This is a genomic window from Xanthomonas sp. F4 (assembly GCF_011761895.1).
Map to the genome: position 1 here is coordinate 125631 of NZ_JAASQX010000001.1, position 25710 is coordinate 151340.

General features: G+C 69.5%; 27 protein-coding genes. 20 read left to right on the forward strand and 7 right to left on the reverse strand.

Translation table 11 applies throughout. The features are described from left to right. The first annotated feature begins 9 nt into the window (after nt 1–9). Both FHR66_RS00595 and FHR66_RS00600 read left to right on the forward strand, forming a co-directional pair. Nucleotides 10–330, forward strand: a complete 321-nt coding sequence (locus FHR66_RS00595; RefSeq protein ID WP_160968108.1) for a DUF3247 family protein — start codon at nt 10–12, stop codon at nt 328–330. A 74-nt stretch (nt 331–404) separates the two neighbouring features. Beyond that, nucleotides 405–1739 carry a PQQ-dependent sugar dehydrogenase gene (locus FHR66_RS00600; protein WP_160968106.1) on the forward strand — a complete coding sequence of 445 codons (1335 nt, stop codon included), beginning with the start codon at nt 405–407 and terminating at the stop codon, nt 1737–1739. A 316-nt stretch (nt 1740–2055) separates the two neighbouring features. Here the strand turns inward: FHR66_RS00600 and FHR66_RS00605 are convergent, their stop codons facing one another. Beyond that, complete coding sequence (locus FHR66_RS00605) at nt 2056–2319, reverse strand: hypothetical protein (RefSeq protein ID WP_017908770.1); 264 nt, start codon at nt 2317–2319, stop codon at nt 2056–2058. 143 nt (nt 2320–2462) lie between these two features. On the opposite strand from FHR66_RS00605, the gene FHR66_RS00610 reads away from it, so the two are divergent. Continuing rightward, on the forward strand, nt 2463–3533 hold the full coding sequence (locus FHR66_RS00610) for a class I SAM-dependent methyltransferase (protein WP_160968104.1): 1071 nt from the start codon (nt 2463–2465) through the stop codon (nt 3531–3533). Continuing rightward, nucleotides 3530–4237 (forward strand): pseudouridine synthase, encoded by a 708-nt coding sequence (locus FHR66_RS00615; RefSeq protein ID WP_160968102.1) that lies wholly within the window; start codon nt 3530–3532, stop codon nt 4235–4237. The genes FHR66_RS00610 and FHR66_RS00615 overlap by 4 nt, the downstream gene beginning before the upstream one ends. Before the next feature lie 85 nt (nt 4238–4322). Here the strand turns inward: FHR66_RS00615 and FHR66_RS00620 are convergent, their stop codons facing one another. Further along, nucleotides 4323–4886 (reverse strand): DUF1415 domain-containing protein, encoded by a 564-nt coding sequence (locus FHR66_RS00620; protein WP_160968101.1) that lies wholly within the window; start codon nt 4884–4886, stop codon nt 4323–4325. Between the two features lie 16 nt (nt 4887–4902). Continuing rightward, complete coding sequence (locus tag FHR66_RS00625) at nt 4903–5832, reverse strand: LysR family transcriptional regulator (protein ID WP_160968099.1); 930 nt, start codon at nt 5830–5832, stop codon at nt 4903–4905. A 144-nt stretch (nt 5833–5976) separates the two neighbouring features. Between FHR66_RS00625 and FHR66_RS00630 the strand changes: the two genes are divergently transcribed. From FHR66_RS00630 to salA, 6 genes are all read left to right on the forward strand, one after another. Next, complete coding sequence (locus tag FHR66_RS00630) at nt 5977–7161, forward strand: muconate/chloromuconate family cycloisomerase (protein ID WP_167087270.1); 1185 nt, start codon at nt 5977–5979, stop codon at nt 7159–7161. 2 nt (nt 7162–7163) lie between these two features. Then, nucleotides 7164–7454 (forward strand): muconolactone Delta-isomerase, encoded by a 291-nt coding sequence (catC, locus tag FHR66_RS00635; protein ID WP_160969290.1) that lies wholly within the window; start codon nt 7164–7166, stop codon nt 7452–7454. A gap of 76 nt (nt 7455–7530) precedes the next feature. Beyond that, nucleotides 7531–8469, forward strand: a complete 939-nt coding sequence (catA, locus tag FHR66_RS00640; RefSeq protein ID WP_160969288.1) for a catechol 1,2-dioxygenase — start codon at nt 7531–7533, stop codon at nt 8467–8469. Between the two features lie 170 nt (nt 8470–8639). Further along, on the forward strand, nt 8640–9833 hold the full coding sequence (locus FHR66_RS00645) for an OmpP1/FadL family transporter (RefSeq protein ID WP_160969286.1): 1194 nt from the start codon (nt 8640–8642) through the stop codon (nt 9831–9833). Between the two features lie 19 nt (nt 9834–9852). Then, complete coding sequence (locus FHR66_RS00650; protein ID WP_160969284.1) at nt 9853–10572, forward strand: alpha/beta fold hydrolase; 720 nt, start codon at nt 9853–9855, stop codon at nt 10570–10572. Nucleotides 10573–10595: 23 nt separating this feature from the next. Beyond that, nucleotides 10596–11882 carry a salicylate 1-monooxygenase gene (gene salA, locus FHR66_RS00655; RefSeq protein ID WP_160969282.1) on the forward strand — a complete coding sequence of 429 codons (1287 nt, stop codon included), beginning with the start codon at nt 10596–10598 and terminating at the stop codon, nt 11880–11882. Between the two features lie 371 nt (nt 11883–12253). Here salA and FHR66_RS00660 read toward each other — a convergent pair whose 3' ends face one another. Continuing rightward, nucleotides 12254–12736, reverse strand: coding sequence for a YajQ family cyclic di-GMP-binding protein (locus FHR66_RS00660; RefSeq protein ID WP_160969280.1), 483 nt, complete (start codon nt 12734–12736; stop codon nt 12254–12256). A 228-nt stretch (nt 12737–12964) separates the two neighbouring features. Here FHR66_RS00660 and FHR66_RS00665 point away from each other — a divergent pair, with 228 nt between their 5' ends. From FHR66_RS00665 to FHR66_RS00685, 5 genes are all read left to right on the forward strand, one after another. Continuing rightward, complete coding sequence (locus tag FHR66_RS00665) at nt 12965–13861, forward strand: DMT family transporter (RefSeq protein ID WP_160969278.1); 897 nt, start codon at nt 12965–12967, stop codon at nt 13859–13861. Nucleotides 13862–13965: 104 nt separating this feature from the next. After that, nucleotides 13966–14973, forward strand: a complete 1008-nt coding sequence (locus FHR66_RS00670) for a methionine ABC transporter ATP-binding protein (RefSeq protein ID WP_160969276.1) — start codon at nt 13966–13968, stop codon at nt 14971–14973. Further along, nucleotides 14970–15665, forward strand: a complete 696-nt coding sequence (locus FHR66_RS00675) for a methionine ABC transporter permease (RefSeq protein ID WP_160962381.1) — start codon at nt 14970–14972, stop codon at nt 15663–15665. Before FHR66_RS00670 ends, FHR66_RS00675 begins: the two co-directional genes overlap by 4 nt. A gap of 225 nt (nt 15666–15890) precedes the next feature. Then, the gene (locus FHR66_RS00680) at nt 15891–16694 is read left to right on the forward strand and encodes a MetQ/NlpA family ABC transporter substrate-binding protein (RefSeq protein ID WP_160969274.1); all 804 of its coding nucleotides are present in this window, start codon (nt 15891–15893) and stop codon (nt 16692–16694) included. 13 nt (nt 16695–16707) lie between these two features. Further along, entirely contained in the window at nt 16708–17271 is a 564-nt protein-coding gene (locus tag FHR66_RS00685) for a DUF1453 domain-containing protein (RefSeq protein ID WP_160969272.1), read from the forward strand. 145 nt (nt 17272–17416) lie between these two features. Here FHR66_RS00685 and FHR66_RS00690 read toward each other — a convergent pair whose 3' ends face one another. After that, the gene (locus tag FHR66_RS00690) at nt 17417–18049 is read right to left on the reverse strand and encodes an OmpW/AlkL family protein (RefSeq protein WP_160969270.1); all 633 of its coding nucleotides are present in this window, start codon (nt 18047–18049) and stop codon (nt 17417–17419) included. A 182-nt stretch (nt 18050–18231) separates the two neighbouring features. On the opposite strand from FHR66_RS00690, the gene FHR66_RS00695 reads away from it, so the two are divergent. Then, entirely contained in the window at nt 18232–18771 is a 540-nt protein-coding gene (locus FHR66_RS00695) for a DNA-deoxyinosine glycosylase (protein ID WP_160969268.1), read from the forward strand. A gap of 162 nt (nt 18772–18933) precedes the next feature. Here the strand turns inward: FHR66_RS00695 and FHR66_RS00700 are convergent, their stop codons facing one another. Next, nucleotides 18934–19677 (reverse strand): hypothetical protein, encoded by a 744-nt coding sequence (locus FHR66_RS00700; protein WP_160969266.1) that lies wholly within the window; start codon nt 19675–19677, stop codon nt 18934–18936. A 220-nt stretch (nt 19678–19897) separates the two neighbouring features. On the opposite strand from FHR66_RS00700, the gene aceF reads away from it, so the two are divergent. The 3 genes from aceF to FHR66_RS00715 all read left to right on the forward strand — a co-directional run bounded on the left by aceF (nt 19898) and on the right by FHR66_RS00715 (nt 23933). Beyond that, nucleotides 19898–21658: a dihydrolipoyllysine-residue acetyltransferase gene (gene aceF, locus FHR66_RS00705; RefSeq protein ID WP_160969264.1), complete on the forward strand. Its 1761-nt coding sequence runs from the start codon at nt 19898–19900 to the stop codon at nt 21656–21658. Between the two features lie 132 nt (nt 21659–21790). Further along, on the forward strand, nt 21791–23587 hold the full coding sequence (lpdA, locus tag FHR66_RS00710) for a dihydrolipoyl dehydrogenase (protein WP_160969262.1): 1797 nt from the start codon (nt 21791–21793) through the stop codon (nt 23585–23587). Nucleotides 23588–23645: 58 nt separating this feature from the next. Next, a complete protein-coding gene (locus FHR66_RS00715; RefSeq protein WP_160969260.1) occupies nt 23646–23933 on the forward strand; it encodes a hypothetical protein in 288 nt (95 codons plus the stop codon). 143 nt (nt 23934–24076) lie between these two features. Here FHR66_RS00715 and FHR66_RS00720 read toward each other — a convergent pair whose 3' ends face one another. Beyond that, nucleotides 24077–24889 carry a porin family protein gene (locus FHR66_RS00720; protein WP_160969258.1) on the reverse strand — a complete coding sequence of 271 codons (813 nt, stop codon included), beginning with the start codon at nt 24887–24889 and terminating at the stop codon, nt 24077–24079. A 446-nt stretch (nt 24890–25335) separates the two neighbouring features. Here FHR66_RS00720 and FHR66_RS00725 point away from each other — a divergent pair, with 446 nt between their 5' ends. Further along, nucleotides 25336–25701 carry an ATP synthase subunit I gene (locus FHR66_RS00725; protein WP_184450328.1) on the forward strand — a complete coding sequence of 122 codons (366 nt, stop codon included), beginning with the start codon at nt 25336–25338 and terminating at the stop codon, nt 25699–25701. The last annotated feature ends 9 nt before the right edge of the window (nt 25702–25710 follow it).

Consider the following 25710-nt stretch of genomic DNA (forward strand, 5'->3'; position numbering starts at 1 on the left):
AGTCCGCCGATGACCCAGTTTGCCGAGCGTATCCACACCGACCAGGCGCAGATCCAGGCGCTGGAAGCGTTGATCCTGCAACTGCCCGGTCAGTCGCATGTGCGCATCGAACTGACCGACGGCAGCGTGTGCTTCGGCACCGTGTCGGTGCGCCCCAGCATCCAGCAATTCCGCGATGCCGACGGCAACGAAGGCAGCAATGCGCAGGTGCGCATCGACGATCTCGACGATCCGGCCCAGCACCGTTACCTGTGGCTGGACGAAATCCGCAGCGTGCGCCAGCTGCCGGCGCGGCCCTGGGACAGCGATCCGCGCGGCGACGCCTCTTGACGCATCTTTCACTTTTTCCGCGGCGGGGCTGGGCATCATCGGCGTTCCCCCGTGTTCCCGGATATCCAAGACGCATGACCATGTCTTCGCCGATTCGTGCCCGTTGGGTGTTGTGTGCGCTCAGTGCCGCCTTGCTCGCTGCCTGCGGCGACACCGCCAAGCACCCCATCGAGGACGGCATGGGGCCGAACCCGGTGCTGCCCGATCCGGTCAAGCGCATGATCCCCACGGTCAAGGTCGCCGAGGTCAAGCGCTGGGCCGATGGCGCCGCGCCGGTACCGGCCGCCGATCTGGCGGTGCAGGCCTTCGCGCGCGACCTCGACCATCCGCGCTGGCTGTACGTGCTGCCCAACGGCGACGTGCTGGTCGCCGAGACAGCCGAGCCGCCGGCGCCGGAAAAAGAGAGCAGCGGGCTGCGCGACAAGATCCAGGGCGCGATGATGTCCAAGGCCGGTGCCAGCGTGCCCAGCGCCAACCGCATCACCCTGCTGCGCGATGCCGACGGCGACGGCGTCGCCGAAGTGCGCACGCAGTTCCTCAAGGGCCTGTATTCGCCGTTCGGCATGGCCCTGGTCGGCGACCGCCTGTACATCGCCAATGCCGATGCGCTGGTCAGCTTCCCGTACAAGGAGGGAGACACCCAGATCACCGCCGCGCCCAGCTTCGTCGCCAACCTGCCCGGTGGCATCAACCACCACTGGACCAAGAGCCTGCTGGCCAGCCGCGACGGCAAGAAGCTTTACGTGGGCGTCGGCTCCAACAGCAACGTCGCCGAAAACGGCATGGAGCAGGAACTCAACCGCGCCGCGATCCTGGAAGTGGACGCGGCCAGCGGCGCCACCCGCGTGTTCGCCAGCGGCCTGCGCAACCCGGTCGGCCTGGCCTGGCAGCCCGGCACCGACACCCTGTGGACGGTGGTCAACGAGCGCGACGAACTCGGTAGCGACCTGGTGCCCGATTACCTGACCTCGGTGCGCGAGGGCGGCTTCTACGGCTGGCCCTATAGTTACTACGGCCAGCACGTGGACGAGCGTGTGCAGCCGCAGAACCCGGAGATGGTGGCCAGCGCGATCAAGCCTGATTACGCGCTGGGCGCACATACCGCCTCGCTCGGCCTGGCTTTCTACGAAGGCGCGCTGCTGCCGCAGACCTACCTCGGCGGCGCCTTCATCGGCCAGCACGGCTCCTGGAACCGCGACCCGCCGTCGGGCTACAAGGTGATCTACGTGCCCTTCGCCAACGGCAAGCCCAGCGGCAAGCCGCAGGACGTGCTGACCGGCTTCCTCGACGCCGAAGGTCGCGCCCAGGGCCGCCCGGTCGGTGTGGCAGTGGACAAGCCGGGCGCACTGCTGGTCGCCGACGACGTCGGCAACGTGATCTGGCGGGTGACGCCGAAGCCGGGCAAGTGAGCTTCAGGCGCTGGCGTTAGGCGCGCCTGTTCGCACCTTAGGAGCGTATTTGGTCGCGATCAGCGCTTCCTTGATGGAGCCCGGTCGCGGCTGAAACCACTCCTGCAAAAGCATTTCGGAGCTGACCGGTACAGGACCACTAAGGCTCCCGCATTCGCGCATCCCGATGCACGGCGTCGCCGCGTCCTTCTAAGAAGATGTGCACTTCTTCGCAGCAGCGGCTGCAGCCGCGACCGGGGATTCCTGGTAAGGCCCGGTCGCGGCTGCAGCCGCTCCTACTTATCGAGTCTGGACTTCCTACGCCAACTGCCCGGCATCAATGCTCCACCGGCGCCGGCTCCACGCCGAAACGGCGGGCGTAGCCGCGTTCGTTGAATACGCGCTCCACTTCGGTGTCGCCCAGTTCCGGGGCGGCGTAGACGGCGTAGACCACGCTGCCGTCGTCGCGCGCGCCGCGCTGGTGCAGGCGGTAGCGCGGGCGCCCGGTGCCGGTGTTCTCCGGGTAGTGCAACGGCGGCTGGCTGCCATCCAGGTCCACTTCGCTGTTGTCGACGACGCCGCCGATGAACACTGCGCGCATGCTGCCTCTCCGGTCATTGGGTGTCTTGCAGCCTAGGCGCGGCGATGTTGCCGGAACATCAATGATGCGTTGGATTCGCGCAAAACCGGGGTCGCGGCGCGCTGCCGGTAGAATGCGCGTCCCTGTTCCGATGACCATGCCCGATGCCGGCCGCGCAAGACGCTCCCCTCGATACCCTGTTCCTGCCGTTTTCCCAGGGCGTGCTGCGCTGGCCTGCGGGCAAGGTGCTGTTCCTGCGCGCCCGCGACGGCTGGGCGCTGCGCCAGCACGCGCAGTCGGCGCAACTGGTCTGCGAGCAGGACTACCGGCCGTTCGCCAGCGCGCTGCAGCAGGGTGGCTGGACCGTGCGCGCCGAGCAGGACGGCGCCGCCGATGCCGGCGGCTACGCGCTGGTGCTGGTGCTGCCGCCGCGCCAGCGCGAGGAGGCGCGGGCGCTGCTGGCGCGCGCCGTGGCGCTGGCCGCGCCTGGCGGCGTGGTGGTGGCCTGCCAGGCCAACAACGAGGGCGCGCGCTCAGGCGAGGACGACCTGCAGCAACTGGCCGGCCTCGGCGGCAAGTTGACCAAGCACCACTGCCGGGTCTACTGGACCGCGCCGCTGCAGGGCGGCCACGACGCCGCGCTGCAGCAGCGCTGGGCAACGCTGGATGCGGTGCGGCCGATCCTGGACGGGCGCTTCCGTAGCCGCCCCGGCGTGTTCGCCTGGGACCGCATCGACCCGGCCTCGGCGCTGCTGGCCGAGCACCTGCCCGCCGACCTGCGTGGCCGTGCCGCCGATCTCGGCGCCGGCTACGGCTACCTGTCGGCGGAACTGCTGGCGCGCTGCCCGCAGCTGACCGCGCTGGACCTGTTCGAGGCCGACGCGCGCGCGCTGGCGCTGGCGCGCGCCAACCTGGCGCAGGCGCCGACCGGGACGACGCTGGGCTTCCACTGGCACGACGTGACCACCGGACTGCCGGGGCAGTACGACGTCATCGTCAGCAATCCGCCGTTCCACGCACCGGGGCGGCTGGAACGGCCCGACATCGGCCGGCGCTTCATCGCGGTGGCGGCGCAGGCGCTGGCGCCCGGCGGGCGGCTGTTCCTGGTCGCCAACCGCCATCTGCCCTACGAGGCGGTGCTCGATGCCAGCTTCGGCGCGACCGAGGTGCTCGCCACCCGCGACGGCTTCAAGCTGATCCACGCGGTGCGCAGCCGCGGCGGAGTGCGCCGATGAAACTGGTCAAGCACCTGGCCAACCTGGGCTACGGCAGCCGCAAACAGGTGGCGCTGATGTTCCGCGAAGGCCGCATCACCGACGCCGAGGGCGAGGTGCTGTACGCCGACGACCAGGTGCCGCACGCGGCGATCCGGGTTGACGGTGAGCCGCTGGATCCGCCGCCCGGGCTGATCCTGGCGCTGCACAAGCCGGTCGGCTACACCTGCTCGACCAAGGATCCGGGACGCATCGTCTACGACCTGCTGCCGCCGCGCTTCCGCCTGCGCTCGCCGCTGCTGTCCACCGTCGGGCGGCTGGACCGCGACACCAGCGGCCTGCTGCTGATGACCGACGACGGCGCGCTGCTGCACCGCATCGTCTCGCCGAAGGCACGCCTGGCGAAGGTCTACGAGGCCACCCTGGCCGAGGATCTGCGTGGCGACGAAGCGGCGCAGTTCGCCAGTGGCACGCTGATGCTCGAGGGCGAGACCACGCCGCTGCTGCCGGTGGCGCTGGAAACGCTGGGGCCGCGGCAGGTGCGCGTCGCCCTGCACGAAGGCCGCTACCACCAGGTGCGGCGCATGTTCGCCGCCGTCGGCAACCACGTGACCGCGCTGCACCGCAGCCGCATCGGCGGCTTTGCGCTGGGCGATCTACCCCCGGGACAGTGGCGGGTGCTGGAGGCAGCGGACGTGGCGGTGCTGTTCGAGGGCCGGGAGTAGGGATTGGGGATTCGGGATTGGCAAAGGCGCGATGCGCCTCGCACCGCGGCGAATCCCGCTTTTACGAATCCCCAATCCCGAATGCCTAATCCCGGCCGTCAAGCGCCCGCTTCCAGCCCTCCAGCCCCAGCTTCTCCAAGGTCTGGAGATTGCGCTCGACGATCACGTCCGCGTCCGGGAACGCGGCCACCGCGCGTTCCACGCTGTCCTCGCGCAACAGGTGCAGGGTGGGGTAGGGCGCGCGGTTGGTATAGTTGCCGATGTCCTCCGGCGCGGTGCCGGCGAACTGGTACTGCGGATGAAAACTGGCCACCTGCAGGATGCCCTGCAGGTCCAGCGCCTCGACCGCGGCGTCGGCGTTGTCGAGGAAGTCGTTGTAGTCCAGGAAGTCCTGCAGCACGTCCGGGTGCACGATCAGCGTGGTGTCGATCTGCTCGGCCGGGGTGTCGCGCAGCAGCACCAGTTCCTCGGCCAACTGTTCGAGCAGCGCCTCCGGCGTGCTCGCATCGCTGAGCACGTAGCGGATCTGCTGCTTGACGTGCACCGCCTTGGCGAAGGGGCACAGGTTCAGGCCGATTACCGCGCGTTCCAGCCAGCGGCGGGTGTCGCCCAGGTAATCGGGCGCGTCGCCAGGGATCTCGTCGTGCATCGGTCGCAGCAATGGCTTAAGGAAGATGGAGGCGATTGTAGGCGGTGTCCAGCCACGCCGGCGTTTCGGTGTACATCTCGCGGATCAGCCGCTGGATCAGCGGCAGCAGTTCGGAGCTGTCGTTGCGGCGATGGCTGAGGATGATCGGCGAGGTCGCGTGTTCGTCGTCGAGCAGGCGGTAGTGCAGGTCGCGGCGCAGCACCCGCACCGAGGCGGGGATGACGCACAGGCCCATTTCCGCGGCGACCAGGCCGAGCGCGGTCTGCAGCTCACGCACTTCCTGCACCGCCAGCGGGCGGATGCCGCGGTCGCGCAGCAGCGACAGCACCTGGTCGGCGAAGCTCGGCCGCGGCTGGCTGGGGTAGACGATCAGGCGCTGCGCGGTGAGCGCGTCCGGCGCCAGCGGGGCGTCGGTGGCGGCCAGCGGATGCTCCATCGGCAGCGCGACCACCAGGCGCTCCTCGCGCAGCACCAATCGCTCGACCGCATCATCGTCGTGGCGGATGCGGCCCACACCCAGATCGATGCGGCCGGTCTTCAGCGCCTCGATCTGCTCGCCCGACATCAACTCCAGCAGGCGGATGTCCAGGTCCGGGCGCTGCTGGCGCAGCCGCCGCACCAGCGTCGGCAGGCCGCCGTAGAGCGCGGAGGCGACGAAGCCGATCGCGAACACCCGCTGCTCGCTGCGGCCGAGCCGGCGCGCGGCGTCCTGCATCTGCTCGACCCGGCCCAGCACCTGCAGCGCTTCCTCGTAGAACAGCTTGCCAGCGTCGGTCAGCCGCAGCGGGCGGCTGCTGCGCACGATCAGGCGCGTGCCCAGTTGCTCTTCCAACTGCTGGATCTGCCGGCTCAGCGGCGGCTGCGCGATGTGCAGCAGCTCGGCGGCGCGGGTGAAGTTGCGCTCGCGGGCGACGGCGACGAAGTAGCGGAGTTGGCGCAGGTCCATCGGAAGTCCGTACTCGCTCGGAGTATGTTGCGCTGCAATAAAAGCAGGAATGAAGCGGTTCGCGTAGATAAAATACCAAAAAGGTATGGAGCGAGACCGGCAGAGTCTTGGACGTGGTCGCGCGGCCGGCGCAGTGTGGCCCACATGGACCCGTTGCCCACCCCCGCCCGCCGCACCGCCGCCACCGTCGAGCGGGTCGAGACCTTGCTGCTCGACCTGCCGACCATCCGCCCGCACCGCCTGTCGGTGGCGACCATGCAGGGGCAGACCCTGATGCTGGTGCGCCTGCACTGCTCCGACGGTGTGGTCGGCGTGGGCGAAGGCACCACCATCGGCGGCCTGGCCTACGGCGCGGAAAGCCCGGAAGGCATGAAGTTGGCGATCGACCGCTACCTGGCGCCGCTGCTGGCCGGCGCCGACGCCACCGCCGTGCAGGCGCTGATGCAGCGCATCGGCAAGCAGGTCAAGGGCAATCATTTCGCCAAGTGCGCGGTGGAGACCGCGCTGCTGGACGCGCAGGGCAAGCGCGTCGGCCTGCCGCTGTCCGAGTTGCTGGGTGGGCGCCTGCGCGAGCGTCTGCCGGTGGCCTGGACCCTGGCCTCGGGCGACACCGCGCGCGACATCGCCGAGGCCGAGCAGATGCTGGACCTGCGCCGCCACCAGGTGTTCAAGCTGAAGATCGGCGCGCGGCCGCCGGCCGAGGACATCGCCCACGTGGCCGCGATCAAGCGTGCGCTGGGCGCGCGCGGCGCGGTGCGGGTCGACGTCAACATGGCCTGGAGCGAGGCCGAGGCGGTGCGCGCGCTGCCGGCGCTGGCCGATGCCGGGTGCGAGCTGGTCGAGCAGCCGGTGGCCTCGCGCGAGGCGATGCAGCGGCTGATGCAGCGCTTCCCGCTGGCGTTGATGGCCGACGAGATCCTGGCCGGGCCGGAGAGCGCGTTCCTGGCCGCGCGGGCGCCGGCGGCCGACGTGTTCGCGGTGAAGATCGAGCCGTCCGGCGGGCCGATCGCCGCGCAGAAGGTCGCCGCCATCGCCGAGGCGGCCGGCATCGGCCTGTACGGCGGCACCATGCTGGAAGGGCCGATCGGCACCATCGCCTCGGCGCAGGTGTTCGCCACCTTCCCGCAACTGCAGTGGGGCACCGAACTGTTCGGGCCGCTGTTGCTGACCGAGCACCTGCTGACCGAGCCGCTGCGCTACGCCGATTTCCATCTGCATCTGCCCACCGGCCCCGGCCTGGGCATCGCGCTGGACGAGGCGCAGGTGCAGGCCTTCCGCCGCGATCGCGGCCGCAGCGTGGTGGCGGTCAGCGCCACCGCGGAGGACTGACCATGCTGTTCCACGTGACCATGGACGTGAATCTTCCCGCCGACATGCCGCCGGAGCGCGCCGAGCAGCTCAAGCGCGAGGAGAAGGCGCGCTTCCAGGAACTGCAGCGCGACGGCCGCTGGCGGCACATCTGGCGGGTGGTCGGGCAGTACGCCAACGTCAGCATCTTCGACGTGGCCGACAACGCCGAGCTGCACGCGCTGCTGCTGTCGCTGCCGCTGTTCCCCTACATGCGCATCGCGGTGACCCCGCTGTGCCGGCATCCCTCGTCGCTGTACGAGGACGATCGCTAGTTCCGCTGCGGACGCCCCCTCGGGAGGGGACGTGTCTCGGCCGCCATCGCCACCACGAGAAAGGAAGGGCATCACCATGAGCGTCAAGATCTTCGCCACCCCCGATGTGCAGGCGTTCCTGCGCCAGGTCAGCGGGTTGGACATGCCGGGCGGTGCGCCGCGGGTGAAGCAGATCGTGCACCGCGTGCTCTCGGATCTGTTCCGCAGCATCGACGAGTTGGAGATCACCCCCGACGAATACTGGGCGGCGATCGCCTGGCTCAACGACCTGGGCGCGGCCGGGCAGGCCGGGCTGATCTCGCCCGGGCTGGGCCTGGATCATTTCCTGGACCTGCGCCTGGACGCCATCGATGCGGCACTGGGCATCGACAATCCCACCCCGCGCACCATCGAAGGGCCGTTGTACGTGGCCGGCGCGCCGGTGGCGCACGGCTTCGCCCGCCTCGACGACGGCAGCGACGAGAACGGCCACACCCTGGTCATGCACGGCACCGTGTACGGTGCCGACGGCCGCCCGCTGCCCGGGGCCAGCGTCGAGGTCTGGCATTGCGACACCCGCGGCTTCTATTCGCACTTCGACCCCACCGGCAAGCAGGCGCCGTTCAACATGCGCCGCACCATCATCGCCGACGGCAACGGCCAGTACCGCTTCCGCAGCATCGTGCCCAAGGGCTACGGCGTGCCGCCGGGCAGCCCGACCGAACGCCTGCTGTTCGCGCTCGGCCGGCATGGCCAGCGGCCGGCGCACATCCACTTCTTCATCGGCGCCGAGGGCCACCGCAAGCTGACCACGCAGATCAACATCGCCGGCGATCCGCTGGTCGACGACGACTTCGCCTACGCCACCCGCGACGGCCTGGTGCCGGCGATCGTGGAGCACGGCGACCCGGCCAGCATCGCCGCCAACGGCGTGGACGGTCCGTTCGCCGAAATCGCGTTCGATTTTCACCTGACCCCGCTGGTCGACGGCGTCGACAACCAGGCCAATCCGGCGCGTCGCCGCGTGGCCGCCTAGCCAATCGCGCAGCGCGGCCAGGTTGCGGCCGCGTCGCGCATCCAACGCCGTCTTCAGTTCCTGAGTTCCTGGCACCCGCTGCCGCCGCCGTCTCCGGCGGCGGTACGGACCTCTGCGCGTCGCCGTCCGGCGGCCGCATCCACGCATCGGCTCGGAGGGAGGGCCCGATCATGCAGCAGTTTCCACAACCAACGCGTTGCAGGACGCAACGGCAGGGCACGCCACGCTGGACCACGCTGTTGTGGACCATGGCGGCGGTTTCCGGCGGTGCCGCCGCCAACAACGGCGTGGCCTTGCCCGGCTACGGCGCGCAGACCCAGGGCCTGGCCGGCACCTCGATCGCCTTGCCGCTGGATGCGGCGGCGTCGGCCAACAACCCGGCCGGCATGGGCGCGGTCGGCGACCGCATCGATGCCGACCTCACCCTGATCTCGGCGCCGGTGCGCAGCCAGGTCGGCACGACGCGCTACAAGGACGATGCGCTGATCCCGGTGCCGACCGCCGGCTACAACCGCCAACTCAACGACGACCTGAGCCTGGGCGTGTCGGTGTTCGGCCATGGCGTGGCGCTCGACTACGGCGCCCCGGTCTATGGCAGCCACGACACGCTGTCCAAGCTGCAGCAGGTGGTGCTGGCGCCTACCCTGGCCTGGCGCGTGGGCGAGCACCAGTACCTGGGTGTCTCGCCGCGGTTGGCCTACCAGCGCCTGCACATCGCCGGCCTGGAGGGGATCGGTTTCCAGTCGGCCGGTGCCGACTCGGCGTACGGCTATGGCGTGGCGCTGGGCTGGTACGGCCAGTTGGCGCCGGGGTTGAACGCAGGCATTACCTGGTCCAGCCGCATCCGCTTCGGCCGCCTGCAGCGCTACCGCGGACTGCTGCCGGAAGGCCGCCTGGACCTGCCGCAGCAGGCCGGCGCCGGCCTGGCCTGGCAGCCCACCGCGGCGCTGACCCTGGCGGCCGACTGGCTATGGATCGACTGGTCCGGCGAGCGCGCCTACGGCAATCGCATCGACCAGGGCGGCGCGCTCGGCGATGCGGACGGCCCCGGCTTCGGCTGGCGCAGCCAGCGCGTGTTCCGGCTCGGCGCCGACTACCGCCTCGACGATGCGTGGTCGCTGCGGCTGGGCTATTCGCGCGCCAGCCGCCTGATCCCCGACAGCCAGGCGCAACTGGCCGTGCTGGCGCCGCTGGCGCAGTACCGCCACTACGCGCTGGGCGCGACCTGGCGGCTGTCGCCGCAGCTGTCGCTGACCGGCAGCGTCACCCACGCGCCGGGTGGCGCGGTCGCCAGCGGCGGCGTGCAGGCCGGGACCCGCGATCTCACCTACTTCACTCTCGGCATCGGCTGGACCTTCCGCTGAGCCTCACGGAGACGACTCCATGCAAACCTATCTGTTGCTGCACGGTTCCTGGCATGACGGCCACGCCTGGGACGGCGTCGCCGACCACCTGCGCGCGCACGGTGCGCAGGTGCATGCGCCGACCATCGCCGGGCATGGCGCCGGCGCCGACAAGCGCGTCTCGCACGCCGACTGCGTGGCCTCGGTGGTGGACTACGTGCGCCGCCACGACCTGCGCGACCTGGTCGTGCTCGGCCACAGCTGGGGCGGCAGCATCGTGCAGCGCCTGGCGGAAGAGGAACCGGAACGCTGCAAACGCCTGGTGTTCCACAATGCCTTCGTGCTGCGCGACGGCGAGGCGCTGTTCGACCTGCTGCCGCCGCACTACCAGGCGCTGTGGAAGAACGCGGTCGATGCCGACGGCGGAATCATGCTGCCGTTCCCGATCTGGCGCGACGGCTTCATCGGCGACGCCGACCTGGCGCAGGCGCAGCAGGCCTACGCGCAGCTGAGCCCGACCCCGGCGCGCAGCCATTTCGACGCGGTGCCGCTCAAGCGCTTCCATGAGCTGCAGATCCCGCGCAGCTGGCTCTACGCCACCGACGACGTGGCGCTGCCGCCGGGCGAGTACGGCTGGCATCCGCGGCTGAGTGCGCGCCTGGGCGCCTATCGCCTGGTCAGCCTGCCGGGCAGCCACGAAGTGTGTTTCAGCGCGCCCGCGCGGCTGGCAGAGAAGATCCTGCTGGCCGGCCGCGATTGACGATCCCCACCGGAGAACTCCAGATGACTCCTGCATCCCCCCTGCGCATCGGCATCGTCGGCGGCGGCATCGCCGGCGTCGGCCTGGCCCTGGGCCTGTGCCGCCACCGCCATCTCGACGTGCAGTTGTTCGAATCGGCGCCAGCCTTCGGCGAGATCGGCGCCGGCGTCTCGTTCGGTCCCAACGCGGTGCGCGCGCTGGCCGGCCTGGGCATGGGCGAGCCTTATGCCGAACTCGCCGACCGCACGCCGGCACCGTGGCAGGACGTATGGTTCGAATGGCGCCGCGGCGAGGACGCGCGGCTGCTGGGGCAGACCCTGGCGCCGGGCGTCGGCCAGTCCTCGGTGCATCGCGCCGACTTCCTCGACGCGCTGGCCACGCGCCTGCCGTTCGGGCTGGCCCAGTTCGGCAAGCGCGCGGTCGCCGTGGAGCAGGATGCCGACGCGGCGCGCGTGCGCTTCGCCGACGGCAGCCAGTACGAAGGCGACGTGCTGATCGCCGCCGACGGCATCAAGTCGGCCTTGCGCGGCGAGGTGCTGCGCGCGCTCGGCCACGCGCCGGCGGAGCCGCGCTTCACCGGCACCTGCGCCTATCGCGGCCTGATCGACGCGGCGCGGTTGCGCGCCGCCTTCGCCACGCGCGGTGTGGACGAGCACCTGGTCGACGTGCCGCAGATGTTGCTGGGCCTGGACGCGCACATCCTCACCTTCCCGGTGAAGCAGGGCCGGCTGATCAATGTGGTCGCCTTCGTCTCCGACCGCAGCGACCCGGCGCCGCAGTGGCGTACCGGCCAGGCCTGGGTGCGCGAGGCCAGCCGTCGCGAGATGCTGGAGGCGTTCGCGCACTGGGGCGAGGCGGCGCGCACTTTGCTGGAGTGCATCGACACGCCCACGCACTGGGCGCTGCACGATCTGGCCGAGTTGCCCGGCTACGTGCACGGGCGGCTGGCGCTGATCGGCGATGCCGCGCACGCGATGCTGCCGCACCAGGGCGCCGGCGCCGGGCAGGGCCTGGAGGACGCCTATCTGCTGGCGCAACTGCTGGCCACGCCCGGCCTGACCCGCGGCGATCTGCCGGCCCTGCTGCAGGTCTACGAGCGCCTGCGCATGCCGCGCGCCTGCCGCGTGCAGCGCACCTCGCGCGAGGCCGGCGAGCTGTACGAGCTGCGCGATCCGCAGGCCGGCGCCGACGATACGCGGCTGGCGCAGACGCTGGCGCAGCGCTTCGACTGGATCTGGACGCATGACCTGGAGGCCGAAGTGGAGCAGGGGCGGCGGATGCTGGCCGCGGGCGTCACTGCGAGCGGTTAGACCGGGATTGCGGCGGGCGGCGTTGGGCGCGCGCGGCGTGGAGACGGTAGCGCGGTTGGTTGTGCCGTCTCGTTGCGATGCGCCGCACGTCGCTTGCGCATGCGTTGCAATGGGCAAGAGGCGTTGCGGTTGCCATGGCCGGGACGTCCGCGCCTGCACAGGCCGGATGGCGTGCGCAGGTCGCGACATGGCGTGCACGTCGCCGTGGCGCGCAGCAGTCGAAGGCGAGGCGATGCGCAATCGCGTGCACTCACACACCACCGGCGGAAACATCGTGCGGTCCAGTGCAAGACGCCCCGTCGACACGCGGTGGTCGTCTGGCACCCTGGCACCGGCATGGCGATGACGCGCGAAGCGCCTGCGCCGCAGCCTCAGTCGCGGAAGTTGTCGAACTGCAGCGGCAGCTCGAAATCGCTCTTCTTCAGCAGCGCGATCGCGTCCTGCAGGTCGTCGCGCTTCTTGCCGCTGACCCGCAGCTTGTCGCCGTTGATCTGCGCTTCCACCTTCAGCTTGGCCTCCTTGAGCGAGGCCACGATCTTCTTGCCCAGCTTCTGCTCGATGCCCTGCTTGACGGTGATCTTCTGTCGTGCGCCGGCCAGGTTGGTCTCCACGTCGCCGAACTCCAGGCAGCGCACGTCGATGCCGCGGGCCAGCAGGCGCGCGCGCAGGATGTCGGTCATCTGCTTGACCTGGAAATCGCTGGGCGCGGACTGCGTGATGACCTGGTCGTCCAGTTCGAACTTGGCCTCCACGCCCTTGAAGTCGAAGCGCGTCGACAGCTCGCGGTTGGCCTGGTCGACGGCATTGGTCAGTTCGTGCTTGTCGACTTCGGAAACGATATCGAAGGAAGGCATGGGCGGGTCCTCGGCAAAGATGCCTATCGTAGAACGTGCGGGCGGCGCGTGGGGACGTGCATGTGCGCAATGCCGTGCGTTGGTCGATGCGGCGCGTCGCGACTGAAGGCGCTTCCACAGGAGGCGACATCGGCCGGCACGCCGGCTGGCGCCATGTGGGAGGGACTTCAGTCCCGACGCGATGGTTCCGGCGCCACGCACCGCGCCGATCGGGGCGATAATGCGCCGATGCCCAACTCCCGTTCCAATGCCGCCGCCGCCGCGTGGATGATCGCCGCCGTCGCGTTCTTTTCGCTGATGGATGCGTCCATGAAGCAGCTCAGTACGCATTACCCCGCGCTGCAGGTCGCGGCGCTGCGCGGCGGCGCCTCGCTGCCGTTCGTGCTGCTGTGGGTGCTGGCCAGCGCCGGGCCGCGTGCGATCTGGCCGGTGCGCTGGGGACTGCATCTGCTGCGCGGGGTGCTCGGCATCGCCATGATCGGCTGCTTCGCCTGGGCCTTGCGCAGCCTGCCGCTGTCCACCGCCTACACCATCTACTTCGTCGCCCCGCTGCTGGTGGCGGCGCTGTCGGTACCGCTGCTCGGCGAGTACGTGGGCCCGCGGCGCTGGGCGGCGATCGGCGTCGGGCTGGTCGGCGTGCTGGTGGTGCTGCGCCCCGGCATGGATGGGTTCGTCTCGCTGCCGGGGCTGATGGTGCTGCTGGCGGCCGTGGCCTATGCGGTCGCCTCGGTGTTGGTCAGCCTGCTGGCGCGCACCGACACGTCGCAGTCGCTGGTGGTGTGGTTCCTGCTGATCATGGCGCTGGGCGCCGGCGCGTTGGCGCTGCCGGACTGGACCCCGCTGCGCCCGGCCGACACCGGCTGGATCGCCGGCATGGGCCTGGCCGGGGCGCTGGGCCAGGTGGCGCTGACCCAGGCGTTCCGCCGCGGCGACGCCTCGCTGGTCGCGCCGCTGGAGTACAGCGGCCTGCTGTGGGTGATTCCCTGGGACTGGCTGCTGTGGCGCAAGCTGCCCGATGTCTGGACCTGGGTGGGCGGGGCGATCATCGTCGCCAGCGGCCTGTACCTGCTGCACCGCGAGCGGATCCGCGCGGTGGCGCATCCGCCGCCGCAGGCGCGGCCGTAGTCGTAGCCGGCTGCGATGCGCGCCTACGTTAGAATCGAATGGAATAACGCACGCCATCCTGGCCTGCTAGGCTTTGCGCCCCCTGTCGCTGCCGGTCCCGCGCGTTGATCCAGTTCGAGCGCCTGCACAAGTCCTATTCCGTCGCCGGCCAGCCGGTCGTGGCGCTGCATCCGCTCGACCTGCGCATCGACGCCGGCGAGGTGTTCGGCATCATCGGCCATTCCGGCGCCGGCAAGTCGACCCTGATCCGGCTGATCAACCGGCTCGAGGAGCCCAGCGGCGGCCGCCTGATCATCGACGGCGAGGACGTCACCGCGCTGGATCGCGCCGGGCTGCGCACGCTGCGCCAGCGCGTGGGCATGATCTTCCAGCACTTCAACCTGCTGTCCTCGCGCACGGTCGCCGGCAACGTCGCGTTCCCGCTGGAACTGGCCGGCACACCGCGCGCGGAGATCGACGCGCGGGTGGCCGAACTGCTGGAGCGGGTGGGGCTGGCCGCGCATGCCGGCAAGTATCCGGCGCAGCTGTCGGGCGGGCAGAAGCAGCGCGTCGGCATCGCCCGCGCCCTGGCCACGCGCCCGCGGATCCTGCTGTGCGACGAGGCCACCAGCGCGCTGGATCCGCAGACCACCGCCTCGGTGCTGGCGCTGCTGGCGCAGATCAACCGCGAACTGGGCCTGACCATCGTGCTGATCACCCACGAGATGGGAGTGATCCGCCGCGTCTGCGACCGCGTGGCGGTGCTCGATGCCGGGCGCCTGGTCGAGAGTGGGCCGGTCACCGAGGTGTTCCTGCATCCGCAGCATCCGACCACCAAGCGCTTCGTCTCCGAGGCCGAACACGTCGACGAGGCCGAGCTGTACCGCGACCTCACCGCGGTGGACGGGCGCATCCTGCGGCTGACCTTCCTCGGCACCGATACCTACGCGCCGCTGCTCGGGCGCATCGCCCGTGCCACCGCGGTGGACTACAACATCCTGTCCGGGCGCATCGACCGGATCAAGGACACCCCTTACGGCCAACTGACCGTGGCCCTGGTCGGTGGCGACATGGATGCGGCGCAGGCCGCCTTCGTCGCCGCCGGCGTGCATGTGCAGGAGCTGCGCCGATGAGTCCGTTCGCCACCGCCGCCGCCGGCTTCTTCCGCAATCTCGATGCCGGCAAATGGAGCGAGATCGGCCGCGCCACCGTCGACACCCTGTTGATGCTCGGCGGTTCGCTGCCGCTGACCCTGCTGATCGGCCTGCCGCTGGGCGTGCTGCTGTTCCTGACCGGCCCGCGCCAGACCCACCAGAAGCCGCTGCTGTACGGCGGCCTGGCGCTGGTCATCAACGTGCTGCGCTCGGTGCCCTTCATCATCCTGATGATCGCGATGATCCCGCTGACGCTGTGGGCGATGGGCACCTCGCTGGGCGTGCGCGGCGCGATCCTGCCGCTGGTGGTAGGGGCGGCGCCGTTCTACGCGCGGCTGGTGGAGACCGCACTGCGCGAAGTGGACCGCGGCGTGGTCGAGGCCAGCCTGGCGATGGGCGCGACCACCTGGCAACTGGTGACGCGGGTGCTGCTGCCGGAAGCGCGGCCGGGCCTGATCGCCGGCGCCACGGTGACCACCATCGCGCTCATCGGCTTTACCGCGATGGGCGGCGCGATCGGTTCCGGCGGCCTCGGCGACCTGGCCTACCGCGACGGCTACCAGCGCTCGCATGCCGACGTGGCGCTGGTGACGGTGGTGATCCTGCTGCTGCTGGTGCAGGCGCTGCAGATGCTCGGCGACCGCCTGGTCGCGCATTACAGCCGGCGCTGATGCCCTCCTGGTTGTCGTCGTAGGAGCGGCTCTTGTCCCTTTGCGGGATCAGCCGCGACCGCTGGCGGTAGCGCGGTCACGGCTGACCTACAGCGCACACGAGCGTCGCTCCCACAACACGACGCAATCTAAGATCTTTCGCCGCAGAGCGAGGCCGGGTCTGCTAGCGTGCTGACAAAGCTGGCCGCTGCCCTTCTCCTTCCCCACGTTTTCCGGATACCTGCCATGACCCGATTCCCGTTCCGCCTCCTGCTCGCCAGCGCCGTGCTCGCCCTCGGCGGTTGCGGCAAGCCCGATGCCGGCGCCGCCAGCGACCACCTCAGCGTCGCCGCCACCGCGGTGCCGCACGCCGAGATCCTGGAGGTGGTCAAGCCGATGCTGGAACAGCAGGGCGTGACCCTGGACGTGCGCGTGTTCAACGACTACGTGCAGCCCAACGACCAGGTGGTGCAGAAGCAGATCGACGTGAACTACTTCCAGACCGAGCCCTACCTGCAGGCCTACAACCGCGACCGCAAGAGCGATCTGGTCACCGTGGTCGGCGTGCACATCGAGCCGTTCGGCGCCTACTCGCGCCGCTACAAGTCGCTGGACGCACTGCCGCAGGGCGCCGACGTGGTGATCCCCAACGACCCCAGCAACAACAGCCGCGCGCTGATCCTGCTGGACAAGGCCGGGGTCATCAAGCTCAAGGACCCGCGCAATGCGCTGTCCACCCAGCGCGACATCGTCGCCAATCCCAAACAGCTGAAGTTCCGCGAGCTGGATTCGGCGATGCTGCCGCGGGTGCTGGACCAGGTCGACCTGGCGCTGATCAACACCAACTATGCGCTGGACGCCGGCCTCAACCCGACCCGCGACGCGCTGGCGATCGAGAGCAAGGATTCGCCATACGTGAACTTCCTGGTCGCGCGTGCCGACAACAAGGACGATCCGCGCGTGCAGAAGCTGGCCAAGGCGTTGACCAGCCCGGAAGTGAAGGCCTTCATCCAGCGCAAGTACCAAGGCGCGGTGCTGCCCGCGTTCTGATCGGCCCACACGCATGCCGCTGCTGCTGGCCATCCCGCTGGCGATCGTGATCGCGCTGGCGGTGACCGCGGTGCTGCTGCCGCTGTCGCTGCTGCAGCGGTTCCGCGTGGGCACGGCGCGGCGTCAGGCGCGCGGCTGGCTGATCGCAGTGCAACTGTGGTCGGCGCTGCTGTCCAGCGTGGTGCTGCTGGTCTTCGCCCTGATCGCCGCGCACTGGTGGCCCGGTGCGGCCATCAGTGCGTTGGCCGGCTGGGGTATCGGCGTGCTGCTGGGTGCGCTCGGCATCGTCGCCACCCGCTTCGAGCCGCTGCCGCACGGGTTGCACTACACGCCGAACCTGTGGCTGGTGCTGGGCATGACCGCGCTGGTGGCGGTGCGCATCGGTGCCGGGGTGTGGCAGGGCTGGCGCAGCCTGGTCGATGGTGCGGCCTGGCCCACCGAGGGCTGGATGAGCCACGCCAGCCTGCTGGCCGCGGCGGCCTTGTTACTCGGTTATGCCTGCGCCTATGCCTGGCTGTTGCGGCGGCGCCTGCGCCGTTTCGATCGCTACCGCGGTTTCGATCGCTCGCCGCGTTGAGGGCGAGCGCGCCTGCAAGACGATTCGGTACCGCTTCTGTCGATCGCGCTGCCAGCAGCTTTCAGCGCAGAGTCGAGCGCCGCACACGCACAAAAACAAACGGGCCCTTTCGGGCCCGTTTGCGCAAACACTGGAGACGGAACGCTTAGAAGCGCGCGCCGACGCCGAAGCTGAACAGCCACGGATCCAGCTTCAGGTCTTCGCCGGTGCCTTCGCCGGCCACCTTCACTTCCGGACGCGAACGCATGTAGCGCGCATCGGCACGGGCGAACCAGGTGGAGTTGATGTTCATGTCCACGCCGACGGTGCCGATGGCGCCCTTGGCGGTGTCCAGGCTCACGTGCTGGCCGGTACCGGCAAGCGCGTCGATCTTCTCGTTGCTGAAGTTGGACTCGTAGTAACCGACGCCGACGAACGGACGGAACACGTTGTCCGCCTGGCCGAAGTGGTACTGGCCGCTCAGCGCGATCGGCTGCTGTTCGACGGTGCCGACCTTGCCAACGCCGTCCGCCTTGACGCGGTGGTTGAACTTGTCGGCAGCGCCCCACAGTTCGACCGCCCAATTGTCGTTGATCAGCCAGCTGGCGCTGATGGTCGGCGCCGGGCCGCCGTCGACGTCGAGGCCGGCCGCCGGCTTGGAGTGCGTGTCGAGCAGGGTCGCGCTGCCGACGACGGAGAAATGCTTGCCGGACGCGGTATCGGCATCCTGTGCGAATGCGGCGGGCGCAAACGCAAGGGCGGACACGACAGCCAGGCTCAGGATCTGAATGGACCGCATGGGGTATCTCCTCATCTTTTTCTTGTGGGGCCACGGGAGTGGGCGCGCACACCGTATCGATGAGAAGATGAATCGTCGCCGACCCTCGCCGGACCAATGCAGGCGACGTTCAGGCACTTGCGCCTGACGCTTGAAATAACGAGGTTTTAAGGCTTTTGGCTGTTCATCCTGATGTGTGCGACGTGACGACGCAGCCGCTGTTGCAGGGTCTGCCCGCGCAGATACGCGACGATTGCCGGGTGCTGGTGCTCGGCTCCATGCCAGGCGCGGCGTCGTTGCAGCAGGCGCGTTACTACGCGCATCCACGCAACCGGTTCTGGCCACTGATGGCGGCGCTGTGCGGTTTCGATGTGGCACTGGACGCCGAAGCGCGGATGCAGGCGCTGCACGCCGCCGGCGTCGGCCTGTGGGACGTGATCGGCCAGTGCCGACGCCGCGGCAGCCTGGATGCGGCGATCGTGCGCGGCAGCGAAGTCCCCAATGCCTTGCCCGAACGCATCGCGCAGTTGCCGCAGTTGCGCGTCATCGCCTGCAACGGCGCGGCGGCGGCGCAGGCGTTCGCGCGCTTCGTGCAGCCGCAACTGCCGCTGCGCGATCGGCCGCTGGCGTTGCTGGCGCTGCCTTCCAGCAGCCCGGCCAATGCCGCCTTCGCCTGGCCGCGCCTGCTGCAGGCGTGGTCTCAGCTGCAGCCCTGGTTGCGCGCGCCGGCAGCCGGTGATTGAAGGGCGCCTCCAATCCCTCACGCGGCACATGCTTAGGAGCGGCTTCAGCCGCGACGAGGCGCTCCCTGCAACACTGTCGCGGCTGAAGCCGCTCCTACGAGAGACGGCGTGCTGTGCGGGAAAAACAGGTGATTGGCGGTGCCCTGACGTCGCGCCGATCGATCAGCGCCGCGCGCGCAGGCGCAGCCACAGGGTCTGCAGCGCCAGCGCGGCGGCCAGCAGCAGCGCCACCCATGCCGCGGTCTGCGCACCGGCGAGCGTGCTCTCTGCCTGTTTGACGTAGACCGCGGCCAGCGCCCACAGCGCCGCCGCCGCATAGGCAAGATTGCCGCGCATCGCCCGATTCATGCCCAGCAGCAGCGCCGCCGCCAGCGCGAACAGCACCAGGCTCCACGGCAGCATCCGCTCGGTCGAGAGCCAGCGGTAGGCCACGACCACCTGCGCGGTGTTCAGGAACGCCGCCAGCGACAGCCAGCCGGCATGCAGCGACAGCGGCAGCCAGGCCCACAGGGTCTGGCCCGGTTCGGTCGCCCGATCGCGCGACAGCCGCAGCGCGGCCAGCAGCATCGCCGCCAGCGCGGTCCAGATCACCGCCAGCGCCAGCAGGAAGTGCTGCTGGGAGAACACCGGCATCCACGCCGCGGTCAGCGCGAAGCCCAGCGCGGCCGGTGCCCGCACCTGCGCCAGCGCGCTGCCGCGGCGGTGCCGCGCGCTGAATTGCCACAGGCCGAAGGCCAGGTCGAGCAGGAAGATCACGCCCCAGATGGCAAAGGCGTAGCCGGCGGCGACGATCAGGGTCGGGTAACGGTCGGAGATGGCGCCGTTGGTCGGGCCGAACGCGCCGCGTTGCCCGAACCAGGCGACCAGCGGCATCGCCAACGCCATCAACAGCACCAGGATCCGCATGCCTGCCCTCCGGAAATCTGCGGCGAGCCTAGCGGCGGCCCCGTGAAGGCGGTGCACCGGCGGCGGGCGCCGCGGGCCGGCAACATGCGCCGGCGTACTGTCCGCCGGCAGTCGCGCGCCGCGCAGGCGATCGGGCTTTTTTGCCCGGCAAAGGTTGGCGCTGCGGCTGCGGGCCGCCACAATAGGGGTTTCCCCCTCATTAGTTGCCGGAGTTGCCCGCATGGCCGAAATCAAGGAAGCACTTGTCCCCGATATCGGTGACTACAGCGACGTCCCGGTAATCGAAGTGCTGGTGGCCGTCGGCGACACGGTGAAGAAGGACCAGAGCCTGGTCACCCTGGAGTCGGACAAGGCGACGATGGAAGTGCCGTCGCCGTTCGCCGGCGTGGTCAAGGAACTCAAGGTCAAGGTCGGCGACAGCCTGTCCGAGGGCAAGGTGGTGGCGCTGATCGAAGTGGCCGAGGGTGGCGCCAGTGCCGCACCCGCTGCGCCTGCAGCCGCCAAGGCCACGCCCGCGCCGGCCCAGCAGGCCGCCGCCCCGGCCGCCGCACCCTCGCAGAATGCGGTCAAGCCGGCGCCGGCCGCTGCCGCTGCCGCGGCGGGCGGCGTGGTCGAGGCGCGGGTGCCGGACATCGGCGACTACAGCGACGTGCCGGTGATCGAGGTGCTGGTCGCGGTCGGCGACACGGTCAAGAAAGACCAGAGCCTGGTCACCCTGGAGTCGGACAAGGCGACGATGGAAGTGCCCTCGTCGGTGGCCGGCGTGGTCAAGGAACTCAAGGTCAAGGTCGGCGACAGCCTGTCCGAGGGCAAGGTGGTGGCGCTGATCGAAGTGGCCGGCAGCGATGCCGACGCACCGTCCGCGCCCGCGATCCAGCCCAGCGCCGAGACCGGCGGCGGCGTCGAGCCGGTGCCGACCTCCTCTGCGCCGGACAAGCTGGCCCAGCGCGAAATCGCCCAGGTCCAGGCCACGGCGCCGGCCAAGGCCGCCGCGCCGTCCGCCACCCAGAGCAGCCCGCCGGTGGCGTTCGACGCCGACAGCGTGCTGCCGCAGAAGGTGCCCTATGCGAGCCCGGCGGTGCGCGTGTTCGCCCGCGAACTCGGCGTGGACCTGTTCCAGGTCAGCGGCTCGGAACAAGGCGGCCGCATCAGCAAGGACGACGTGCAGCGCTACGTCAAGGCGGCGCTGTCCGGCGCCGCGCCGGCCGCTGCGGGTGCCGCACCTGCCGCCGGCGGCAACGGCCTGAACCTGCTGCCGTGGCCGAAGGTGGACTTCGCCAAGTTCGGCGAGGTCGAGGTCAAGCCGCTGTCGCGGATCAAGAAGATTTCCGGCGCCAACCTGGCGCGCAACTGGGCGATGATCCCGCACGTCACCCAGTTCGAGCAGGCCGACATCACCGATCTGGAAGCCCTGCGCGTGGCGCTGAACAAGGAGAACGAGAAGGCCGGCATCAAGCTGACCATGCTCGCCTTCCTGCTCAAGGCCAGCGCCGCGGCGCTGAAGCAGTTCCCCGAGTTCAACGCCTCGCTCGATGCCAGCGGCGAGAATCTGACCCTGAAGAAGTACTTCCACATCGGCTTCGCCGCCGACACCCCGAACGGGCTGGTGGTGCCGGTGATCCGCGACGTGGACAAGAAGGGCGTGGTCGAGCTGGCGCGCGAGAGCGGCGAGCTGGCCAAGAAGGCGCGCGACGGCAAGCTGGGCCCGGCCGACATGAGCGGCGGCTGCTTCTCGATCAGCTCGCTCGGCGGCATCGGCGGCACTGCCTTCACTCCGATCGTCAATGCGCCGGAAGTGGCGATCCTGGGCGTGTCCAAGTCCTCGATCCAGCCGGTCTGGAACGGCAAGGAATTCGCGCCCAAGCTGCTCCTGCCGCTGTCGCTGAGCTACGACCACCGCGTCATCGACGGTGCCGCGGCCGCGCGCTTCACCACCTACCTGAGCCAGGTGCTGGCGGACATGCGCCGCGTGCTGCTGTAAGCCCTGCCGTCACGGCGCCGCGTCCGTCGCGGTGCCGGTTTTCCCCCACTTGCGCGCGCCGCGTGTTTGCGCGGTCGCGCCGACGAACTGCAAACGCCCACCGCCGCGGCGATGGGCCACAGGAGAAGCTGCATGGCGGTCATTGAGGTCAAGGTCCCGGATATCGGCGACTACAGCGACGTTCCGGTCATCGAGGTGCTGGTCGCCGTCGGCGACACGGTCAAGAAGGATCAGGGCCTGGTGACGCTGGAGTCGGACAAGGCCACGCTGGAAGTGCCGTCCGCGGCCGCCGGCGTGATCAAGGAGCTGAAGGTCAAGCTTGGCGACACCCTGTCCGAGGGCGCGGTGATCGCGCTGCTGGAGACCGCCGACGGCGCCGCTGCTACGCCCGCCGCGGCCCAGGTCGAGGTGCCGGCCAGCAAGCCGCCGGTGGCGCCCTCGCACCGCGCGCCGGCCGAGCCGCCGGCGCCCAAGCCGGCGCTGTCCAGCGGCAAGCCCGCCGACATCGAATGCAAGATGGTGGTGCTCGGCGCCGGCCCTGGCGGCTACACCGCCGCGTTCCGCGCTGCCGACCTGGGCCTGGACACGGTGCTGATCGAGCGCTACGCCAGCCTCGGCGGCGTCTGCCTCAACGTCGGCTGCATTCCCTCCAAGGCGCTGCTGCATGCGGCCGCCGTGATCGACGAGGTCGCCCACGCCGGCGACTTCGGCGTGGACTTCGGCAAGCCGAAGATCACCCTGGACAAGCTGCGCGAGTACAAGGAGAAGGTGGTCGGCAAGCTCACCGGTGGCCTGGCCAGCATGGCCAAGCAGCGCAAGGTGCGCACCGTCACCGGCGTGGCGTCGTTCGTGTCGCCGAATGAGCTGGAGATCGTCGGCGCCGACGGCAAGACCCAGTTGCTGCGCTTCGAGCACTGCATCGTCGCCGCCGGCTCGCAGGCGGTGAAGCTGCCGAATTTCCCGTGGGACGACAAGCGGGTGATGGACTCCACCGACGCGCTGGAACTGCAGGACATCCCCAAGACCCTGCTGGTGGTCGGCGGCGGCATCATCGGCCTGGAAATGGCCACCGTGTACAGCGCGCTGGGCAGCAAGGTTACCGTCGTCGAGTTCATGGACCAACTGATGCCGGGCGCCGACAAGGACCTGGTCAAGCCGCTGGCCGACCGCTTGAAGAAGCAGGGCGTGGAGGTCCATCTCAAGACCAAGGCGGCCGAGGTCAAGGCCGACAAGAAGGGCATCACTGTGTCCTTCGAAGCCGCTACCGCGGGCGAAACGCCGGCGCTGGCCGCCACCACCTACGACCGCGTACTGGTCGCGGTGGGTCGCGCGCCCAACGGCAAGAAGATCGGCGCCGACAAGGCGGGCATCAACGTCACCGAGCGCGGCTTCATTCCGGTCGACCGACAGATGCGCACCAACGTGCCGCACATCTTCGCCATCGGCGACATCGTCGGTAACCCGATGCTGGCGCACAAGGCCACCCACGAGGGCAAGCTGGCCGCGGAAGTGGCCGCCGGCGAGAAGAAGGAGTGGGTGGCGCGGGTGATTCCGTCGGTGGCCTACACCAACCCGGAAATCGCCTGGGTCGGCGTCACCGAGACCGAGGCCAAGGCCAAGGGGTTGAAGGTCGGCGTGGCCAAGTTCCCGTGGGCGGCCAGCGGCCGCGCCATCGGCATCGGCCGCACCGAGGGCTTCACCAAGCTGATCTTCGACGAGGAGACGCACCGGGTCATCGGCGGCGCCATCGTCGGCGTGCACGCCGGCGACCTGCTGGCCGAGATCGGCCTGGCGATCGAGATGGGCGCGGAGGCCGAGGACATCGGCCACACCATCCACGCGCATCCGACCCTGAGCGAGTCGGTCGGCATGAGCGCCGAGGTCTACGACGGCACCATCACCGACCTGTACATCCCGAAGAAGAAGTGACGCCCCGCGCGACCGTGCCGCCGCGTGCGGTGCGGTCGCTGCGTTGGTGAATCGATGCATGGAGGTCGCTGTGGGGCAGGACAATCTGTGTCCCGAACTGCAGGCGCTGCTGCAGCGCGAACTGGCCGGCGGCAACCGCATCGCCGAGCCGCCGCGGCGGACCGACTGGCCATATCCGGGCTCGGTGTTCGTGTCGCTCAAGCGCGACTTGCGCAGCGACGTGGCGTCGCTGCCGGCGGCGGTGCAGCATGCGATCTGCACCGATCCGCACTACGGCTGGCACGACGAGTGCTACTGCACGGCGCACCAGCATCTGCTGGTGGCGGGGGCGACCAAGCCGCCCTGAGCGTGTATCGGCTGCGCGACGCGGCTGCCGCCGTGCCGGCCATTGGCCACGTACCCGTTAAACGACAGAACCCCGCATCGCTGCGGGGTTCTGCATGAAGCTGCTTGCGGGTCCCGGGTCCCGGGTCCCGGGTCCCGAACCAATCAGAACGCGAAGGTCACGCCCGCGACCGGACCCTTGAATTCCTGCTTCAGGCCGATGCTGGCATTGTCGCGCTTGCGGTCCACGTCGAGCTTGAACCAGTCGTAGCCGGCGAAGATGCCGAAGTTGCGGGTGAAGCGGTATTCGACGATGGCGTTGGCGCGGCTCAGGTCGCCGTCGTACTTGTCGAAGTTGCCCCACTTGGTGTTGAGGTACTGGCCCTGGATGTTGAACAGCCAGTGCTCGCTCGGGTGCGCGGTGAAGCGCAGGCCGACCACCGGCGCGGCGCCGTCCTCGCTTTCGTCCAGGAAGGTGCCGGCGTACACCGGGCCCAGGTCGGCGTAGGCGTTGGCCTGCACCTTGGCCCATTCGGCACCGATCTGCAGGCCCATGCTGAACTGCGGGTTGTCGATCACCGAGTAGTCGTACACCAGGCTGGCGACCTGGTACTTCAGTTCGCCCTTGACGAAGCTGCCGGTCGGCACGGTCACGCCGCCGAAGCTGACGTCCTCGCCCAGCTCTTCGCGGCGGTCCTTGTCGTACTTGAAGTAGTCGAAGATCAGGCGCTGGCGGGTGCTGAGGCGGAACACGCCATCCACGCGCGGCTCCCATTCCTTGCCGCCGAAATTGAAGTCCTGCGCGCCGGAAATGGCGTTGCCATTGATCACGGCATTGCCGCGCAGGGTGTTGTCGTTGTCCACGTTCATCGCGCCCACCCGCAGGGTGAAGCGGTCGTCGCCGTCTTCGGCGTGGGCGGGCGTGGCGTAAGCGGCGGCGAGCGCGAACGGCAGCGCCAGGGCAAGCAAGTGTTTCATGGGGGACAAGCTCCGTCGTCTTGGGTTCTTGGGATAGGTCGTCGATGGCTGGCGCCAGCGCGTGGCGTCACTATCCTTAAATCCGCGTCCACCATTCGTGAAAGTATGGTTGCCCGTGTCGCCACCCACGTCCCAGAACGCGCAACGAAAAGAGCCCCGGAATGACCGGGGCTCGGTGGGTCTGCGCTGTGGGCCGACGAGGATGGGCGCAGTCCCTGTCCGATCAGACAGGGCAGTGGACAGAAAGTTCCTCCGCAAAGACGTGTTGCAACGCCGCATTCGGCGCCGGCCGTGGGCGACGGCCGTGCTATCGTCTACGGGCGGATGGGCATTCGGGCGCGGTCAGGACCACTGGCGGTTGTCTCGCAAATTGTCCCATTGCTATAATTCCGCGGCTCGACGGACGCGAAGCCGTCCTCAATCCACCACCAAATGCAGGATTTTCTGTGCTGAACTCCGTTGATGCGGGTCGGCGGCTGATGCTGCGCGCAGCGATTTACCCGCTGGTGGCGGTGGCCGTGATGTCCCTGCTGTTCTTGCTGCTGGGGCCGAAGTACGCGATGGGCGCTGCCGCAACCGGGCTGGCGACCGTGGCAGGGGGATGGCTGGCAGCACGTACCGCGCTCAATGGCGGTGTGCAGGCGGCGGGTTCGGCATTGGCGCGGTTGATCGTGGCCATGGTGCTGAAGTGGGTGTTGGTGTTCGCGGTACTGGCGCTGGGCTTTGCCTGGTGGCGGCTGCCTCCTCTGGCCCTGTTGGCGGGTATCGCCGTCGGGCTGATGTTCCAGGTTCTGGCTCTGGCCAGACGTTGATCGAATCAA